This is a genomic window from Natronolimnobius baerhuensis (assembly GCF_002177135.1).
In the GTDB taxonomy this organism is placed as follows: Archaea; Halobacteriota; Halobacteria; order Halobacteriales; family Natrialbaceae; genus Natronolimnobius; species Natronolimnobius baerhuensis.
Window position 1 is genome coordinate 875,905 of sequence record NZ_MWPH01000001.1, and the last position, 18,090, is coordinate 893,994.

At 61.2% G+C, this 18,090-nt stretch carries 14 protein-coding genes; 6 read left to right on the plus strand and 8 right to left on the minus strand.

The features are described from left to right. The first annotated feature begins 150 nt into the window (after positions 1-150). Together B2G88_RS04170 and B2G88_RS04175 are read left to right on the plus strand one after the other, a co-directional pair. Positions 151-1,782, plus strand: a complete 1,632-nt coding sequence (locus tag B2G88_RS04170; RefSeq protein WP_087714050.1) for an alkaline phosphatase family protein — start codon at positions 151-153, stop codon at positions 1,780-1,782. Next, entirely contained in the window at positions 1,779-2,795 is a 1,017-nt protein-coding gene (locus B2G88_RS04175; protein ID WP_087714051.1) for a lipid II:glycine glycyltransferase FemX, read from the plus strand. Before B2G88_RS04170 ends, B2G88_RS04175 begins: the two co-directional genes overlap by 4 nt. Before the next feature lie 190 nt (positions 2,796-2,985). On the opposite strand, the gene B2G88_RS04180 is transcribed toward B2G88_RS04175, so the two are convergent. Beyond that, a complete protein-coding gene (locus tag B2G88_RS04180; RefSeq protein ID WP_087714052.1) occupies positions 2,986-3,282 on the minus strand; it encodes a MarR family transcriptional regulator in 297 nt (98 codons plus the stop codon). A gap of 253 nt (positions 3,283-3,535) precedes the next feature. On the opposite strand from B2G88_RS04180, the gene glmM reads away from it, so the two are divergent. Beyond that, positions 3,536-4,885 (plus strand): phosphoglucosamine mutase, encoded by a 1,350-nt coding sequence (glmM, locus tag B2G88_RS04185; RefSeq protein WP_087714053.1) that lies wholly within the window; start codon positions 3,536-3,538, stop codon positions 4,883-4,885. Between the two features lie 84 nt (positions 4,886-4,969). On the opposite strand, the gene B2G88_RS04190 is transcribed toward glmM, so the two are convergent. Next, a complete protein-coding gene (locus B2G88_RS04190) occupies positions 4,970-5,179 on the minus strand; it encodes a DUF7563 family protein (protein ID WP_054862070.1) in 210 nt (69 codons plus the stop codon). Positions 5,180-5,566: 387 nt separating this feature from the next. Between B2G88_RS04190 and glmU the strand changes: the two genes are divergently transcribed. Beyond that, positions 5,567-6,748, plus strand: coding sequence for a bifunctional sugar-1-phosphate nucleotidylyltransferase/acetyltransferase (gene glmU, locus B2G88_RS04195; protein WP_087714054.1), 1,182 nt, complete (start codon positions 5,567-5,569; stop codon positions 6,746-6,748). Positions 6,749-7,126: 378 nt separating this feature from the next. On the opposite strand, the gene glmS is transcribed toward glmU, so the two are convergent. Further along, positions 7,127-8,944, minus strand: a complete 1,818-nt coding sequence (glmS, locus tag B2G88_RS04200) for a glutamine--fructose-6-phosphate transaminase (isomerizing) (protein WP_087714055.1) — start codon at positions 8,942-8,944, stop codon at positions 7,127-7,129. 678 nt (positions 8,945-9,622) lie between these two features. On the opposite strand from glmS, the gene B2G88_RS04205 reads away from it, so the two are divergent. After that, positions 9,623-11,683, plus strand: a complete 2,061-nt coding sequence (locus tag B2G88_RS04205; RefSeq protein ID WP_087714056.1) for a cation:proton antiporter — start codon at positions 9,623-9,625, stop codon at positions 11,681-11,683. Between the two features lie 107 nt (positions 11,684-11,790). Next, complete coding sequence (locus B2G88_RS04210; protein WP_054862071.1) at positions 11,791-11,976, plus strand: DUF5786 family protein; 186 nt, start codon at positions 11,791-11,793, stop codon at positions 11,974-11,976. 201 nt (positions 11,977-12,177) lie between these two features. On the opposite strand, the gene B2G88_RS04215 is transcribed toward B2G88_RS04210, so the two are convergent. The 5 genes from B2G88_RS04215 to B2G88_RS04235 all read right to left on the minus strand — a co-directional run bounded on the left by B2G88_RS04215 (position 12,178) and on the right by B2G88_RS04235 (position 18,088). Next, on the minus strand, positions 12,178-12,891 hold the full coding sequence (locus tag B2G88_RS04215) for a helix-turn-helix domain-containing protein (RefSeq protein WP_087714057.1): 714 nt from the start codon (positions 12,889-12,891) through the stop codon (positions 12,178-12,180). Positions 12,892-13,125: 234 nt separating this feature from the next. Then, a complete protein-coding gene (locus tag B2G88_RS04220) occupies positions 13,126-16,116 on the minus strand; it encodes a bacterio-opsin activator domain-containing protein (protein ID WP_087714058.1) in 2,991 nt (996 codons plus the stop codon). A 198-nt stretch (positions 16,117-16,314) separates the two neighbouring features. Then, entirely contained in the window at positions 16,315-16,734 is a 420-nt protein-coding gene (locus tag B2G88_RS04225) for a universal stress protein (protein WP_054862074.1), read from the minus strand. A gap of 90 nt (positions 16,735-16,824) precedes the next feature. Next, the gene (locus B2G88_RS04230) at positions 16,825-17,496 is read right to left on the minus strand and encodes a cytochrome c biogenesis CcdA family protein (protein WP_087714059.1); all 672 of its coding nucleotides are present in this window, start codon (positions 17,494-17,496) and stop codon (positions 16,825-16,827) included. 1 nt (position 17,497) lies between these two features. Then, positions 17,498-18,088 carry a TlpA family protein disulfide reductase gene (locus B2G88_RS04235; protein WP_054862075.1) on the minus strand — a complete coding sequence of 197 codons (591 nt, stop codon included), beginning with the start codon at positions 18,086-18,088 and terminating at the stop codon, positions 17,498-17,500. Between the last annotated feature and the right edge of the window lie 2 nt (positions 18,089-18,090).

The following is an 18,090-nucleotide window of genomic DNA, read 5'->3' on the forward strand; positions in this document are numbered from 1 at the left end:
GATGGGGTCGATACGAGTGGTGGTGTCGTGACAGGCATCGCTTACACCGCTCAGACGCCGTGAGATCGGTGGTCCAATATCGGGTGAAAACGCGTCTTACAGTCAAAAAGCACTCGCATAACAAAGCCGGGTGACCGCAATCGACACCGTATGACAGATTCGACTACTGATGACGACATGCAACTGCTCGTCATCGGACTCGATGCAGGCTGTCGCCCGGTTCTCGAGTCGTTGTTCGACGCTGGCAAAGCGCCAACACTCGAGTCACTGTTCGAGATGGGAGCGAGCGGTCCACTCGAATCGCAGATACCGCCGTGGACAGCAAGCGCCTGGCCGTCGATGTACACCGGAAAGAATCCGGGCAAACACGGTGTGTTTGATTTTCTCTCGTTCGATGGCTACGACTGGGATGTCGTCAATTCGACGCACGTTCGAGAGCGACCAGTGTGGGAACTGCTCTCCGAACACGGGCTGACGAGTGTCGTCGTCAACCTGCCGGTCACGCACCCGGCATCGGAGTTCGATGGCGCGCTGATCCCCGGAATGACCGCGCCTGAAGACCCGGCGTGTCACCCTGAGGGAATTCTCGAGGATGTCAAAATGGAGTGTGGGGACTACCGGATCTATCCACAGAGCGGGCCCGAACCCGACCACTCTATCGAGGGCTACGAGAAGACAATCGAATTGCGAGGCGAGGCGTTTCGATACCTCTGCCGGCGGATGGAACCCGATTTCGGCTTCCTGCAGTTCCAACAGACAGACTCCGTCTTTCACGAGCGACCCGGCGACAAGGAGGCCATCGAGGCTGTTTACAGCGAAGTCGACACGCAGATCGAAGAAACCCTCGAGGAAGTCGATCCCGAGAACGTGCTGATCGTCAGCGATCACGGAATGGGCAAGATAACGGGCGACGAGTTCCGGATCAACGAGTTCCTCCGTGACGAGGGCTACCTGCAGGCCCGAAGCGGCGGCGAGGGGATGCCTGACTGGTCGCGGGCCTGGGAGAACGACTTACTCGAGGGTGAAGACGCAAGCGAGCACGACGAAAGCCCACTCGAGAAGGCGATGAACGTCGCCGCGAAAGTTGGGATTACGACCCAGCGCGTCGCAGGTGCACTCGAGCGCGTCGGACTCAAAGAACCGATTGGCCGACGGGTGCCAAACGACATGATTCGCGCGGCCAGCGAACAGGTCGATTTCCCCGAATCGACGGTCTACATGCGCTCGAAGAGCGAACTCGGCTTGCGCATCAATCTCGAGGGCAGAGAGCCGAACGGACAGGTACCGGAATCGGAGTACGAGTCAGTGCGAAAGGATCTCATCAAGCAACTTTCCGACGTGACGACACCGAGTGGCGAACCGATGTTCGATGCCGTCGGCCCGCGTGAATCGTTCTTCGAGGGGCCGTACCTCGAGCACGCACCGGATATTGTCACCGTCCCGACGGAGTTCAACAATGCGCTCGTCGCCGATCTCGGCCAGGAACAGTTTGGCGAGCCGATGGAGTCGTGGAACCACAAGCGAACGGGCGTCGTTGCCGCGGCCGGGCCGGCGTTCGACGAGGACCGGTCGCTCGAGGGTGACGATGCGACGTTGTTCGATGTTGCGCCGACGATCTGTTCGCTGTTCGACGTGCCAATCGATGCCGAGATGGATGGCGAGACGCTGCCGATAATCGACGCGGGAGCTGAAGCAGAGTACCCGGCCTACGAGCCGGAGCCGATCACGGCGACCGATGACCGCGCCGTCGAGGATCGACTCTCCGATCTCGGGTACCTATGACCATCGAAGTCACGACGCTCGACCCCTGGACCGAGGCCGAGGAGTGGAACCGCTACGTCGAGGAATCGAACGGGACAAATCCCTTCTTCCGCGCGGAAGCGCTCCGCCTGCAGGCCGAGGATACCGGCACGACACTCCATCTCCTCACCGGATTCAAGGGGCAGGAAGCGGTCGGCATCTTCCCCGTCTTCGAGTACGCTCGTGGCCCGGTAACTGGCGCGTTCTCGCCAGCCCCGCGCTCGTGGTCGCCATACCTTGGTCCCGCGACGCTCAACCTCGAGAAGGTCAAACAGCGGAAAGCCGACCAGCGAATCAAACGCTTTCTCGAGGGCGCACTCGAGTGGATCGAAACCGAAATCTCGCCGCTGTACACGCGGATCGTCGCCGCCGAGTTCGACGACGTGCGGCCGTTCTCCTGGAACCAGTATCAGGTCGAACCGGGCTATACGTACGTGGTCGATCTCGAGGGCACCGAAGAGGAGTTACTGAACCGATTCAGTAGCGACGCACGCAGTAACGTTCGTAACGCGGACGACGACGCTTACGTCGTCGAGGAGGGCACCGCGGACGATATCGAAGCCATCGTCGAGCAGGTCGGCCAGCGATACGAGAATCAGGGCCGGTCGTTCCATCTGAGCCCTGATTTCGTCCGCTCGGCGCACGCGGTGTTGCCCGACGGCTCCGTTCGGCCGTACGTCTGTCGCTCCGCCGGCGAAGACGACGTCCTCGGTGGCATTCTCGTCGTCGAATCGGACACCACCCGCTACCGGTGGCAAGGCGGCGTCAAACCCGACGCCGACATCGACCTGCCGATCAACGACCTGCTCGACTGGACGGTCATGCGCGACGGTCTCCGTGCGGGCCTCGAGCGCTACGACCTCGTCGGCGCTGGCGTTCCGAGCATCAACCGGTACAAGGCGAAGTTCAACCCACGCCTCGAGACCAACTACACGATTACCAGGGGCGCGTTCGGGCTGGATCTGGCGATTGATCGGTACCGAAAGCTCGGTTAGGCTGGAGACAGGAGCGCCTCTGGAGTTTTGAGGTGTTTCTCGAGGAAACGCTCTGTGCCCGCGTGTAAGTGACGGGCAAATGGGTCGCTCGTTAGTATCGACGGCAGCAGCATCGCCGCCAGCGCACTCGAGTACGATTGTCGTCGTCCCGAGCAGCCGATCTGTGCGGGTGGAACGGGGGAGGCTGTGGTCAGTTCCCGATAGTGTACTTCGACTGGCGGGCGTCCTCGAGACAGACGCGACTGGTGACGAAGTCGTCCTCGAGTTTACCGAGTGCATAGCGGACCGTTCGCGAACACAAACGGGACTCTGCGGCGATCTCTTCCTGGGTCATCGAGCCCTCGTACTCGAGGACTTTGTAGACGAGTTTTGCGCTGGGTGGAAGGTCCGCGACGGAGGGAGGGTTGTCGCCGTCAGTTTCGGTCTCGGCCTCGGACTCAGCGTCGGCGGTACGGTCGCGGGAAACGTCCTGATCAGTTGCGCTCATAGCGAGTTCGTATCACAACCCACGACAGTGTGGCGTATATACAGTGTCGACAGTTCAGAAATATAGGGAGGTACTAACGGCGAATTCACGGTCGAACGGGCCGGATTACGCGAGAACGGGAAAGGGCCCCTCACAGAATCATGTGGCGCACAACCGCGACTCTCTCGAGCGGACGGACTAGTACAGCCCTGATACTGTGGACATCCGTTTTAGACCCAATATAGTAAGGCAATCCGTCTCGTCACCCACGACTATGACCGAACTCTTCGGAACGAGCGGCATACGCGGAACGGTCGGTGAGGAGGTAACGGCGGACTTGGCTCTCGAGGTCGGACGCGCGGTCGCCTCGGATGGCTACGAACGCGTCGTCATCGGACGTGACGTCCGCGACAGCGGCCAGATGCTCGTCGACGCCGTCACCGCCGGGCTTCGCGAGTGCGGTGCAGACGCCCTCGATGTCGGCCTCGAGTCGACGCCGACGGTCGCACGCGCGGTCGAGTCACTGGATGCGGACGCGGGTATCGTCGTGACGGCGTCGCACAACCCCGCAACGGACAACGGGATCAAACTCTGGACGCCCTCGGCGAAGGCCTTTGGCCCCGAGCAGCGCGACTCTATCGAGCGCCGGATTCGCGAGGCGGACTACGACCTCGTGCGATGGGACGAACTCGGCCAGCGACGCAGTCGCGGACAGGTTCGAGCGAATCACGCGGCGGCGATTGCAGACGCCGTCTCGTTCGAACCCGCTGACGCGCCGACGGTTATCGTCGACCTCGGAAACGGTGCTGGTGGCGTTACGCCGTCCGTGCTCGCCGATCTGGCCTGTCACGTCCGCACGCTAAACGGCCAGCCGGATGGCTCGTTCCCCGGCAGACCGAGCGAACCCAACGCGGAAACGCTCGAGACGCTTGCAGCGCTCGTCTCCCAGACGGACGCCGACCTCGGCATCGCCCACGACGGCGACGCAGATCGGATGATGGCCGTCGACGAGACGGGGACGTTCGTGCCGAAAGACGCGCTGCTCGCGATCTTTGCCCGCGACGCAGTCGGCGAGGGCGAGCGCGCCGCCGCGCCGGTCGATACGAGTCTCGCCGTCGAGGACGCACTCGAGGCGGCGGGTGCCGGGCTGACGCGGACGAAAGTCGGCGACGTCTACGTCGCAGAGCGAACGACCGAAGACGACGTGGTCTTCGGTGGCGAACCGAGCGGAGCGTGGATCTGGCCAGAAGAGACCCGCTGTCCTGATGGCCCGCTCGCGGCGGCCAAACTCGTCGATCTCGTCGCCGAACGCGGGCCGCTGTCCGAACTGGTCGATGAGATCGAACAGTATCCGATTCAGCGAGCCTCAATCGAAGTCGAGGACAAGGCTGGCGTAATGGCAGCCGTTCAGGAACACGTCAGTGACCGTGACAACGTGAATACGCTCGATGGCGTCCGCGTCGATACGGACGAGGGCTGGTTCCTCATCCGTGCCAGCGGGACCGAATCGCTCATCCGAATTACGGCGGAGGCACGCAGCGAGGACGAGACAGCGCACATCTTCGAGGAGGCCCAGTCGCTCGTCGCCGATGCGGCCGGCCTCGAGACGCCACTGAGCGAGTAACCCAGTGGGCGCTGTGCTCGAGTGAGTGCAGAGATACCGGTTGCTCGGTGGTGATGTGGACGAACGATATGCGCGAAAACAGCGTTATCGGGCTTCTTTCGGGATAAAATCAGACGTCTTCATTTCACGGTAGGTTGCACAGTCGGGGCAAGCGTGAACGACATCGCGGTTGTCGCCGAAGACGCGGGCGAACTGCGGGGTAACCTGGTTACCACAGTTGACACAGCGAGGCGCGCTTGTTGCTTCTCGAGACGTCATCGGCGTCCACTTCGCGTCGGATGATTCGGTCGACATCAACAATTCGTAGCCACAGAAGGGTATTTAATATAGACCGCATAATCTCGAGATTCCGTGTTAGTCTCTAATTTAACCCCGATGATTCCGGTTTCACCAGCTACTAGAGATCGGCTGTCTGAGGGCAGTCTACTCGAGAAATACGGAATTACTGGCGAGAAATACACGATTTCACGGCCACAATCGGTGGACTGTGTATCAGGTACCGGACAGTGGCCGTGTTGTGATCGCCAACAGCCAACACCAGTGACGAACAGGACCCGGTTGGCGTGCAGCGGCGAGTCGGTAGTGATCTTCTGCCTGAGCACACTCTCTGACCAATTGCAACAATTGTACGCACGAGTAGAACCCGTATAATTATCCCATGAATCGCCGTACATTGTCGATATGCAAGCTGTCGTTCTCGCGGCGGGCGAAGGAACGCGGATCCGACCGCTGTCTGCAGCAGTGCCGAAACCAATGCTCCCGGTTGCTGATCGGCCGATGGCGGCTCACACGGTCGACGCCGCAATCGATGCCGGCGCTGACGAGGTCGTCCTCGTCATCGGCTACGAAGCAGACACGGTGCGGGAGTATTTCGGGACTGAGTATCGAGACGTTCCGATCAACTACGCGATCCAAGAAGAGCAATCGGGAACAGCCGACGCAGTCAACGCGGCTCGAGAATACATCGACGGTGCGTTTGCGGTCCTCAACGGCGACAATCTCTACGATCCGGCGGCAATCGACGAACTGTTCGAGCGCTGTCCGGCAGTCTGTGCGGTCGAAGTCGACCAGCCACAGAACTATGGCGTGTTGAGCACGACGGACGGCACAATCACAGATATCGTCGAAAAACCGGCCGATCCACCGACGAACCTCGCGAACGCCGGGGCGTATGCCTTCCCCGAGGAGGCCAGAGCGTGGCTCGAGGTGCCGGCAAGCGAGCGCGGCGAACACGAGATTACGGACGTGCTCGCACAGGTTATCGACGAGTACGCCGTCTCGCCGGTGACGCTCGAGCGCTGGATGGATGTCGGCCGACCCTGGGAGTTGCTCGAGGCCAACGAGTGGAAACTCGACACGCTCGAGCGCCGGATTGATGGCGAGGTTAGCGATCAGGCGCGACTCGAGGGCAACGTTGTGATCGAGGAGGGCGCGACAGTCGAGTCGGGTGTGGTCATCGAGGGACCGGTGCTGGTCCGCTCGGGGGCAACTGTCGGGCCGAACGCCTACGTCCGTGGCGCGACGCTGATCGACGAGGGAGCGACAGTCGGTCACGCCGTCGAAGTGAAAAACAGCGTGCTCTCGCCGGGGGCAACGGTTGGACACCTCTCGTACGTCGGCGATAGCGTGCTCGGCCGCGACGTCAACTTCGGCGCGGGGACGACAGTTGGCAATCTCCGCCACGACGACGGCGACATAAAATTCACTGTCAAGGGTGACCGTGTCTCGACTGGTCGCCGGAAGTTCGGTGTCGTCGCTGGCGACGAGGTCAAGACAGGCATCAACACGAGTCTGACACCTGGTCTCAAACTCGAGACTGGCGCGACGACGCATCCGGGCGAGACGGTCGACCGGGATCGGTAGCGCGGAGAGCAGCGGTTTTCTGTCACGGTGAGACGATCCCGAAATACGGGGACGACACGGCCTCAAGCACCCAACACCGTATCAATCAAGTGTGGGCTTTATGTAACTCGGAGCGGGTAGTTTACGTGGAGGGTGTCGATCAGTATCACACCATTACTCGATCACTACGTCCCTCCGATCCGATTCCGACACCGAGTGCGAGTCGCGGATGACGTCGTGTGGACGACTGCTACGGGGGTGGCTGGCGTCCTGCGACCTCGAAGACTCGGACTCGAGTGCCGTTCTCTGCCGGGCCGACCATAGCCGTCGGTGCCGTCGAGAACGATTCTACGCGCTGCTGAGACAGATACCAGAAAACGCGCCAGTTGATCGCTCTCGTTACTCGACCGTGACGCTCTTTGCGAGATTCCGCGGTTTGTCGATTGGGCGCTCGAGTAAGTCTGCAGCGTAGTACGAGACCAGTTGCAACTGGACGTTCGCGAGTAATCCGGCGAGATCGGCGTCAGTGTCGGGAATCTCGAGGTGGGCATCGGCCACGTCGACAGCGCGATGACCCTCGGGACAGACCGCAACGACGGGTGCACCACGCGTCTGGGCTTCTTCGGCGTTTTTCAGCGTCTTCTCGTCTTCTTCGCCGGTGAAGACCGCGAAGACGGGTGTGTCGGGAGTAACCAGCGCCAGCGGCCCGTGTTTGAGTTCGCCCGATGCGAAGCCTTCGGCGTGCTCGTACGTGATCTCCTTGAATTTCAACGCGCCCTCGAGAGCAACGGGGAAGCCAAGGCCACGCCCGATAAAGAAGTACGACTGACTCTGTTCGTACCGGCTGGCGAGTGCCTCGGCGTCGGAACGCTCGAGCAATTCCTCGATCTGGTCCGGCATCTCGGCCAGTTCCGACAGGTACGATTCGATCTCGGTCGCTGCAGGCGTGCCGTGAATGTCTTCGGTGATACGCTGGACGAGCAGCGAGAGCATGACCGCCTGCGAGGAGAACGTCTTCGTCGCTGCGACGCCGATTTCGGGACCGGCGCGGATGAACAGCGCGTCGTCGGCCTCGCGTGCGGCAGTCGAACCGACGACGTTCGTCACGGTGAGCGTGTTTGCACCAGCCTCGTTCGCCTGGCGAAGCGCATTCAGCGTATCGGCAGTTTCACCGCTCTGGGTAACCGCGATCACGAGCGTGTTGTCGTCGATTGGCGGCGAGGCGACGCTGTACTCGTTTGCGAGCAGCGCCGTCGATTTGATACCCGCCTGATTCAGCGTGAGCGAGCCGTACAACGCCGCATGGTAGGACGTCCCACAGGCGATGAGTTGGACGTTGTCGATATCGTTGAACGTCCCCAGCTCGAGGTCCTCGAGTGCGATGCGGCCGTTTTCGGGGTCGACTCGTCCCTCGAGTGCCTGAGTGAGGGCGGTTGGCTGTTCGTAAATCTCTTTCAGCATGAAGTGCTCGAACTGGCCTTTGCCGGCCTGTTCGGGGTCCCATTCGACCGTTTCGGGTTCGCGTCGAATCGGATTTCCTGCCAAATCCGTGAACTCGATTCCGTCGTTGTCGACGACGACGACGTCGCCGTCCTCGAGATAGACGACACTGTCCGTGTACTCGAGGAACGCGGGGACGTCACTGGCGAGGAAAAATTCGTCGTCTTCGACGCCGACGACCAGGGGCGAGCCTTTTCGGGCAGCGTAGAGGACGTGTTCGTCGGAGACCATCGCGGTGACGGCGTAGCTTCCCTCGAGTTCCTCGATTGCCGTTCGGAAGGCGTTCTCGCTGTCCATCCCGCTGTCGAGATAGTACTGGATGAGATGCGGAATGACCTCGGTGTCAGTGTCGCTCGTGAACTCATATCCTTTCGCGCGAAGCCACTCTTTGAGTTCGGCGTAATTTTCGATAATTCCGTTGTGGACGACTGCAACGTCTTCGGTGCCGTCCGTATGCGGGTGTGCGTTTGCGTCAGTTGGTGGGCCGTGTGTACTCCAGCGCGTGTGCCCGATGCCGATTTCCCCCGATAGCGTCGAACTGTCGATTGCTGATTTCAGTTCCTCGACTTTCCCAGAGCGCTTCTGGATCTTGATCCCGGAGCCGTTCTGCACAGCGACTCCGGCTGAATCATAGCCGCGGTACTCGAGGTTTTCGAGTCCAGTAATAAGTGTTTCAAGTGCGTTACCGTCGCCGACGTGACCGATAATTCCACACATCTGTTAATCACCGTGCAAGCAAGCGCTCAGGCGCAGTAGCCACAGCAGTCAGTCGCGAACGGTCGGATTGATAGGAGGGACACAGCGTGCACTGGTCACTGGCTTGCCGAGCGTCCACGACACCGTGTCGCGGTCGGAGCGCGTGCATGGGCATGATAGAGCACAAAGCAAGCCGCGGCCATTACTATAGATTGGCTACTCCACGCAGTAGCATCGCTGTACGCCAACCTCGAGCAACTGTCCATCGAACAACCATCGAAGACAAACAGTCATTGCATACGATGGGTTTTTACCATGAATATTCGCCAATTAGGGTACAAAAACAACACTTGGAGAGTATTCAACTCCTCGGGTGAAGTATGTCAACCCAACGCGGCCATATTGGGAGGATACAGTGTCTCCAGCAGCCGTATATCAGCTACTACTCAGCCGTAGGCCGTGAAAACGGGGTGGTTTCGGGTGACCGCCTCGTCTCAGACGCTACCGCTGTGTGATGCTGTTACACGCGGGTAGCACAACCGGCGTGTGGCGACAGCAATCCAACGTTTTATTAGTGATCCGGGTTACAACGGCAGGTATACGACCTGAAACCGAGGACAGAACGATGCCGTCCCATCTGTAACACTCGCTCGGACGCAGGTAGGCCATCTCGACGAGATCGCAGGAACCAGCGACGCCATGTACGCACCATTCATCGCCGCCGTCGATATTCCCCTTGAGGAGCCGGTGCTGGTCTTTACCGTCGCGATGGCGGTCTTTCTGATCGGCCCGTTGCTCGTCAAACGGTTCGGTCAGCCGGGTATCGTCGGCATCGTCCTGCTCGGGGCGATCATTGGCCCCGACGCTCTCGAGATCGTCAGTGACTCCGATGCAATCGAACTGCTCGGCGAGGTGGGGCTGATCTATCTGCTGTTTACGGTCGGTCTCGAACTCGATATGCGCGGGTTCAAAGAGGCACCTGAAAATGCGGCGATCTTCGGGCTGGCGAGTTTCTTTATTCCGTTCATCATTGGTTCAGCCGCGCTGTATACGGTGTTGGGACTCACCGAATTGGCCTCACTCTTGCTCGCTGCAGTGTTTGCCTCCCATACGCTGCTTGCGTATCCAATCGTCAATCGGCTTGGCGTAACCAAGAATCGTGCCGTAACGGCCGTTTTCGGCGGCATTCTCTTTACCGATACGCTCGCACTGGTCGTGCTTGCACTCGTGATGGGCGCTGCCGATGGCGACCTCTCGGCCCTGCTGTTCGCGGAAGTTGGCCTGTCGCTTCTCATCCTCTTTGGCGCTGCCTGGTTCGTTATTCCACCACTCTCACGGTGGTTCTTCCAGGCATTTAGCCAGGAGAGTTACTTCGAGTTCCTGTTCGTGATGGTCGCCATCTTCGCGGCGGCAAGCCTCGCCGAACTGCTCGAGCTCTCACCCATTCTCGGCGCGTTCGTCGCCGGCATCGCCGTCAATCGGCTGATTCCAGAAGGCGGGACGCTGATGAATCGCATCGAGTTCGTCGGGAACGCCTTCTTCGTTCCCTTCTTCCTGTTGCACGTCGGGATGCTCGTCAACCCGACCGTGATCTTCGATGGCCTCGAGACGATCCAGATTGCGGTCTTCATCATCGGGATCATGCTGGTCACGAAAGGCGTGGCCGCCTGGCTCGTCTCGCGAGTACAGGACTACACCACGGCTGAGCGAAACGTCATTTTCGGCCTTTCGACCGGCCAAGCGGCCGCCGCGCTGGCGATTACGTTGCTCGGGTTCGAGGAAGGTCTGTTCGATGCCGCGGTGCTCAACGCAGTGGTCCTCATGTTGCTGGTCACCGCCGTCGTGAGTCCGTGGCTCACCGAACGGGCCGCAACCGACGTTGCACTCGAGCGAGATGTCGGCGACGACGACACCGGGATTACGGATCCGACGATTTTGCTGCCGCTGTCACACAACGCCGAACTCCAACAGCGGCTCATGGAACTCGCGTTCGTCATCAAAGGCGAAGACAGCACTGAGCCAGTGTACGTCATGACCGTCGTCCAGCCCGGACAGGACGCCGATGAAACCGAGCGATACATTGCTGGCGTCACTGAAGAACTCGAGGAACTCGCAGCTGCGGGGAGCGCTGCTGAGACGCCGGTCGAAACCGAAACGCGAGTAAACCACAACGTCGCCTCGGGGATCGTGCAAGGGGCCGTCGAAGTGCAGGCAGATCAGATCATCATGGGCTGGGATGCAACACAGAGCTTCCAGCACCGAATTTTCGGAAGTATCATCGATCAGGTCCTCGAGCGCTCGAAGCGGCCAGTACTCATCAGTCGACTCGGACACCCGATCAATACGACGCGACGGATTCACGTTGTGGTGCCACTCGGTGCGGACCACCACGAGGGATTCTACGAGGCGGTCCATCTGGTCACGCACCTCGCGATAAGCCTTGGTGCTGAACTGAACGTCCTCGTCGTCGATGGCTCGGCCCATCAGTTCGAGCATCTGTTCGAACTCGTCGAGGACGACGTCACGGCCGAGTTTGCATCGGTCGATGGCTGGGAGCGCCTCCGCCAGCAACTCGAGGACGAGGCGGAGGACGACGACCTGATCGTCGCGATTTCGCCGCGGCGTGGCGACGTGGGCTGGCACGCCGAACTCGCGGGGCTGCCGGCGGACCTCGCAGCGATGCCGCCGGAGTCGTTCATCACGATTCATCCCCGGCAGGGCGAGCCGGAGTACGACCGGCAGTACCTGCGATTTAAGTAAGGAGAGTGTTCAACGAAGCAGTCTGTTCGGCTCTGAAACACGTATGAGCCACGTTCGGAGCCGCCATGAACCACCACACCTTTGAACCGGCGGGTGGTATGTAGCATATGGGTTTTGGTAGCTACGATGAATCCGAGCAGCAGCAACAGACGAGTGACGACGAGGACAACGGCGAGGCCGTCAACGTTCACGAACACGATCACGATGGGCAGATGTCGTTCGAATCCGACGCCTCCACGGACGAACTCATCTCCCAGCTCGGTTCGATGAAAGACGAAGACGACGAGGAGTAACGACCTGCAGACGCCACCGCCGTGGTGACGCGGTGACAGCGACTGCGTCTCGAGTCAGACCATAAAAGAGTCGACCGACACACCTCACACTCCCGGACAACCAGCCGGACTGTCCGGCAGTAGTACTGCGACTGGGATTTTTGTTTGCGACTGCACCTCTCAGTGAGCGAGTGCTCGAGCGGAAAACGAACGCGTCAATTCTTACAGCGCCGACGTACAGAGTTCACCGATTGCGCGGCGGAGGCGCTGGGAGACGGCTGATTTCGAGACGCCGAGTCTGTCGGCCAGTTCGTCCTGTGAGATGCCACGGGGTACGTCGAAGTACCCCTCTTCGTGGGCGACCGCGAGGAGTTCCTGTTGCTTCTCGGTCAGCGCAACCACGCCGTCGTCTTCGTCATCGGAGACGCGCAGGTGATCGACAGTCAGGGAAATACCCTGCCCGCGACAGTACTCGTTGAACGTGACCAGATCGTCTCGAGTCGGGAATCGAAGTTGGACACACCAGCCGTTTCGACAACTCGAGAGGTCGAGGATGCGGCCCTCAGCATCTGTGGTTTCGTCGACGAACGTGAGCGTGCGCTCGGTGCGTTCGAGGCGATAGACTCGCCGGTCGGGATAGCGATCAACGAGGACGGGGTTCGTGACAGTCGAGTCGACCTCGAGGGCGGCTTCGAAGGCGTCGAACGTCGACCCGTAGGCGGTGACGAAGACCTGTGTGCGCCCGGAGGAGGCGGTGGTCCAGTAGTCGGGTTCGACGGTGACATCGGTTGCGCGCCGGAGGGTTGGGCGCAAGAACAGTGCCGAGTGGTCGAGTCGAAGTTGTGCAACGATTCCGCCGTCAGCCTGGGACCGGAGTTCGGAGCCCTCAACATCGACGTCAACCTCAGGTTCGGCGTCGGCAATGTCGATGCTCATAGGTCCATCCGCCATCCAGGGAGATGACCGATGTAAGTTGTCGTTACCGGGGACTCACTCATTACGTGGACGATTCGACTGGGAGTACATGGTCGTAGACGCTATACACGGAAATGCTTGGAAGAGAGATACCAATACTAATTCATCGATCAGTCTGCTGTCTGGAACTCACCGGAATAAATCACGTATTACCGGCTCTCGAGGCGAACGGGCTCTGTTGTAATTTGGGATTGATCAACGTTCATCAGTGCGTTCGTCGAACAGCAACTCGAATAACTTCCGCTGTGCAACCCTGAGGTGCCGACTGAATGTCGGCTGTGAAATCCCTAGTGACTCGGCGACATCCTCGCCCGTACTCTCGCGTGGCCAATCGAAAAAGCCCCCGTAGTACGCCGCCTCGAGCGTCCGCAGTTGCCGTTCGGAAAGTCGATCCCGCAGTTCAGTATCGAAGGCTCGAGCCGATGGCGTCGACCGATCACGCTCGCGTCGAGCGAGTAGTTCGGTGCCGGGATGTGTCCGCTCGATGGTTCGGACGAACGCCCGGACGTCGACGGTGCTTGAGAGGTCGATCACGAGTCGACTCTGTGCGTCGGCGGGGGTAATCGAGCGCAGGACGCCGCCGTACTCAGCGAGCGTTTCTGCGACGGTCGAGTCAGCGAGTGTCAGTTCGATTGGTGTTGGCTGGCTAGCATCGCTGGTGTCTGACTCATCCGAAGTGTCACCGACGAACCGAACCGCTTCGACTGCCTCGAGAGCATCTACGATGCTGTTGAGTGCGTTTGGATCCGCCTCGAGAATCGTACAGTACACCGTCGATCCACCGCCAGATCGAGGGACGACCGACCGGACGTCGATCCGCGAGTCGAGACGCCGGGCGAGTGCCGAGAGCGGTTCGGACTCGTCGCGGACGATAATCTCGAGTTCGGCGAGGCTGTCGGCTAACAGCGCCTGTTTACGCTCGAGTGCGCCGATAGCGTAGCCGGCGACCTGTGCGAGGTGGTCACATGTCGAGCGGAGCGCGTCGTCGAACGCTGCGGGCTGGGTGGCGTATGCGGTCAGCGTCCCGTACTGGAAGTCGCCGTTCCCAATTGGAACGCTGACCATCGAGCGCATGCCGTGTTCGAGTGCCTGCTCGAGCGCTGGCACGGACTCCCGGTCCGGATCGCGTACGACCGACTCGAGGTCGCCGACGACGGTACTGTCACGGGTTGCAGCGGTCTGCCCAGTCGGCGAGCCGGCGCGTGGATCGACCGTGACTGTGAGTGACTCGAGAAAGTCTCCGTCGTCGCCGGCCCACGTCCGCGCTGAGACGGTCTCGCTGCCGGTGGCGACGCGGCCGACCCAGGCCAGGTCGATTTTGGGGCCTTCCGTGAGCGACACCAACCCCTCACAGAGGCGCGTTTCTACGTCGACTCTGGTCTCAGCACGCAACAGGTCCCGCTCAATTGATCGAACCTGTCGTTCGCGAGCGAGTGTTGCCTCGAGTCGCTCTCGCGCGCGTTGACAATCTCGAGCCTGTGTCTCCGCCTTGAGTCGGGCGAGGGAGACAGTTGCCGCATCCGCGAGTGCTCTGGGCGGGCCGAAATCGAGCGCTTCGAACGCCATCGGATCGCTGTGTGTTGCAAGCACGACGCCGCGGTCACCGATTGGAACAACGAGCACGCGCTCGGCTCGGATCCCCGCGTGCTCGAGCAGTGACTCGAGAGCAACTCGGTCGAAGACGGTCGGCGAATCGACTGCGAGATGGTCGGTTTCGACTCCCTCTCGATCAAGTGGTGGCAGTTCGACCGGTGGCTGCTCGTCGGCCGTTGCGACCGCGGCGGCACTGAGCGTCTCCGACTCGAGACGATACCAGACTGCCAGTTCAGCGCCGACACAGGACCGAATACCGTTCGCGACTGACTGGGCCACGTGGGACCGCGCTGTCGCCTCACGTAACTCCTCGAGCGTCTCTGTGAGCGTCTCGAGTATTGCAGCGGGTGAGTCACGTCTATCGCGGACGAGACAGAGCGTCCGGTCGTCCTCGTCCGGCAACGGCGTTACGACGACGTCGACCGGGATCAACTCGTTGTCGGTTCGAAGCTCACCACGAACGGGTTCCATCCAGCGCACGACGGGCGACCGTGCACGCTCGCGAATCGTCTTCGCGAGGTCGGCCTCGAACAGTTCCTCGAGGCCCTCGCCAATGAGCGAGCGCTCGCCGGTGAGATCGACCAGCGATCCGTTGACCAGTCGGATGGTCTCGTCCTCGAGAATCGCGATGCCGTCCTCGAGCGCGTCGATAGCGGACTCGAGGAGGGAGAGGCGCTCGTGCGTGCCTGCCTCGATTTCCGTGTCCACGTCGGTTTCGGCCGCATCGGCGACAGGTGCGCGGTCGTGATCGCTCGGCGAATCGTTTCGCTCGAGGGCATCAGTCGCCGTTTCGGTTGTCGTCGCCGTTGCCGTGACCACGATGCCGGCGACGTCCGGATCGGCGAGCCGATTACTGCAGGTGAGTTCGACGCGTCGCCAGGAATCGGCTCCGTCACCGACGCGAACGACCGTCCGCTCGCTCGATCCAAGTGGCTCACTCGAGATCGCGGCCACTGTGTTCAGTACCCGCTCACGGTCATCTGGATGGACGATGTGCTCGAGGCTCGTTCGCTCGAGTTCGCTCGAGGTGTAGCCCAGTCGAGATTCGACAGCCGGACTCGCGTACGTGATCGAGCCATCCGCAGTCAGGACGAAGACGAGCGCATCGGCGTGCTCGAGAACGGTCTCCGAGCGCCGTTCACTCTCAGACCGGCGACCGTCGCGGCTGTCCGCACGCTGGTACTGTCGGGCAGCGTTGCGGACACGCGTTGCGACGAGCGCCCGCGAATCGCCGGGGTTGACGATATCAGTCGCGCCAGCCTCGAGCGCCCGATCAATCGCGGCAATGTCTGCGCCGTCTGTGACCGTAATGATCGGCACGTCAGTCTCGGCCTCGAGTGTCTGCAGTTGTGAGTCATCGAGACTCGTCCGGTCTGACCCGAACTCACAGACGAGACAATGGACGGGATCGTCGATTCCTGCGTCTGCGTCTGCCAGTCGTTCGCGTGCACCACCAATCGTTTGCTCGCGAACCAGCGACGCAGGATCGAACGTCGACGAAAGAGCCTGTATCGCGGTTTCGATCCGCCTCGAGTCGCCGACGACGAGCACGCGTAACACGTCGCCCGCAGGACGGACAGTCCCGTCGCTCATCGGTGACGCACCTCGAGGGTGCCTGCCCGTCGGGTGCCACGCGAGCGACGACCCATACTGTGTGGCGATTGCACCCCCGAGTGGTTAATTATCGATTCCGTATCTGTGAGTAACAGTCGCCTACGGGACGCTGGGGCGCTCGAGGCAACTGGAGCAGCCGAGAGGGAGCGAACCCGCACAGGGGGAACGACCAAGACGCTACGTTTCGCGAACGGTCACGACCGGGACCGACGCGTTCCGGACGACTTCTTCGGCGACGCTGCCGACAAGGACGTTCTCGAGGCCGGAGCGTCCAACCGTTCCAACGACGATCAGATCACAGCCCAGTTCTTCAGCTGTCGCGATGATTTCGTCCTGTGGGACGCCGTGGCGAAGCGTCGTGGTCGCGTCGATGCCTGCCTCGCTCGTCGCGCGTTCAGCGTCCTCGAGTACCTGTACAGCCTCGTCTTCGTGATCGTGGCGCAACTCGTCGCGCTTTTCGGAGCTGTGTGGGCCGTCTTCCGAGACTGTGACGACGTGCAACGATGCCTCGAGTTGCTGGGCGAGGTCGATTGCGTGTGCCGTCGCCTGATTCGCCCCGTCACTGCCATCTGTCGCAAGGAGCACGTCCTGATACATGGAGTAATCGTTCAACGGCCTCCGTGAAACGCGCCAGACCTGCGGCTGCCGGGGTTGGACGCAGTCTTGAGAACGGGGCGCCGGTGGCGCTTAAATGACGCCAAGCAAGACGACCGAGAGATACAATTGGCCGAGTCCGGCGAGAATCATCACCGCGCCAGCAACCTGCTTGAGCCGCTGCCCGTAGCTGGCGAACTGTCCCGCTGCAACCAGTCCCATGCCAGTCGCCACCGTCAGCGACACCATCAAGAGGACGACGCTGCCGACGTACGTCCCAACGACCATCGCACCAGTCGTCGGCGGTGCCGACATCGCTCGAGCGACAACGCCGACGAACACCGGCGCGACACAGCCCGCGGCTGCCAGCGCGTACCCGGAGCCGAAGATGGCAAAGCCGAACACGCTCGAGCGCCGTTTCGGGAGTGCCACTGACAGCGACGGCGCGCGGTCGAAGAGGACGAGCACACCGAAGATGACGAGGAACGCACCAACAATCGGCTCGAAGTAGACGAGACTCGACAGCGTCGAGTGACTGACCTGAAACGCGACGAGAAAGAGGACGCCGAGTGTGACGAGCACGCCAGCACCAGCGATGAACCCGCGGCTGAGCGCTCCGCCGAGTGAGGCCTGTTCGCCCTCAGTCTGGCTGACGTAGTAGCCGACGTAGCCGGGCAATAGCGGGTACGCACACGGCGAAAAGAACGTCGTAATGCCCGCAATCAGGGCAAACGACAGCGCAGAGAGGGCTGCAGCGTCGAGCATCTTACGTGGACTCGTCCTCGAGCATGGTCTCTGCCTCGAGTGCCTGTTCAATGCCAGCGACGAGTTCGTCGGCGGTTTTGATTCCGGAATCGCCCCACACGACGCGGCCAGCGGTATCGATGGCGACCGCAGACGGGTAGTCCCCCTGTAGATACCGTTCGGTGAGTTCCGCGCGTGGGTCGAGCCCAAGCGTCCAGTCACCGTCGTGATCGGTCCACCACTCGAGGAGTTCGTCCATCGTGATCGCCCGATTCTCGCCGATGGATTCGTTGGTTACTGAGAGAAACTGTACGTCGTCTCTGTCGCCGATTCGGCCGCTGGCCTCGCCAAGTGCTGGCATTTGCTCGATACAGGGCGGACACCAGGTGCCGAAGATATCGACGAACGTCACTTTGTCGGGGTCCGGAATCTGCACTGTCCCCGCGTCGCTGCCCGGCGCGTCGACCGTCTCGATCTCGAGGGGGTCATCGGCGTAGCCGCTCTCGTCGCCGGTGAGTTCCTCGACTGATGGGAGGCCGTAGATGGCGACCGCGCCAGCTCCGGCGACGACGCCTGCACTGCCGATTCCTGCGAGGATGTCACGTCTGCGCATTG

What these genes read in the sequence shown, in the direction of transcription:
- B2G88_RS04170 (WP_087714050.1), top strand. Translation starts at nt 151, where the DNA reads ATGACAGATTCGACTACTGATGACGACATGCAACTGCTCGTCATCGGA.
- B2G88_RS04175 (WP_087714051.1), top strand. Translation starts at nt 1,779, where the DNA reads ATGACCATCGAAGTCACGACGCTCGACCCCTGGACCGAGGCCGAGGAG.
- B2G88_RS04180 (WP_087714052.1), bottom strand. Translation starts at nt 3,282, where the DNA reads ATGAGCGCAACTGATCAGGACGTTTCCCGCGACCGTACCGCCGACGCT.
- glmM (WP_087714053.1), top strand. Translation starts at nt 3,536, where the DNA reads ATGACCGAACTCTTCGGAACGAGCGGCATACGCGGAACGGTCGGTGAG.
- B2G88_RS04190 (WP_054862070.1), bottom strand. Translation starts at nt 5,179, where the DNA reads ATGTCGACCGAATCATCCGACGCGAAGTGGACGCCGATGACGTCTCGA.
- glmU (WP_087714054.1), top strand. Translation starts at nt 5,567, where the DNA reads ATGCAAGCTGTCGTTCTCGCGGCGGGCGAAGGAACGCGGATCCGACCG.
- glmS (WP_087714055.1), bottom strand. Translation starts at nt 8,944, where the DNA reads ATGTGTGGAATTATCGGTCACGTCGGCGACGGTAACGCACTTGAAACA.
- B2G88_RS04205 (WP_087714056.1), top strand. Translation starts at nt 9,623, where the DNA reads ATGTACGCACCATTCATCGCCGCCGTCGATATTCCCCTTGAGGAGCCG.
- B2G88_RS04210 (WP_054862071.1), top strand. Translation starts at nt 11,791, where the DNA reads ATGGGTTTTGGTAGCTACGATGAATCCGAGCAGCAGCAACAGACGAGT.
- B2G88_RS04215 (WP_087714057.1), bottom strand. Translation starts at nt 12,891, where the DNA reads ATGAGCATCGACATTGCCGACGCCGAACCTGAGGTTGACGTCGATGTT.
- B2G88_RS04220 (WP_087714058.1), bottom strand. Translation starts at nt 16,116, where the DNA reads ATGAGCGACGGGACTGTCCGTCCTGCGGGCGACGTGTTACGCGTGCTC.
- B2G88_RS04225 (WP_054862074.1), bottom strand. Translation starts at nt 16,734, where the DNA reads ATGTATCAGGACGTGCTCCTTGCGACAGATGGCAGTGACGGGGCGAAT.
- B2G88_RS04230 (WP_087714059.1), bottom strand. Translation starts at nt 17,496, where the DNA reads ATGCTCGACGCTGCAGCCCTCTCTGCGCTGTCGTTTGCCCTGATTGCG.
- B2G88_RS04235 (WP_054862075.1), bottom strand. Translation starts at nt 18,088, where the DNA reads ATGCGCAGACGTGACATCCTCGCAGGAATCGGCAGTGCAGGCGTCGTC.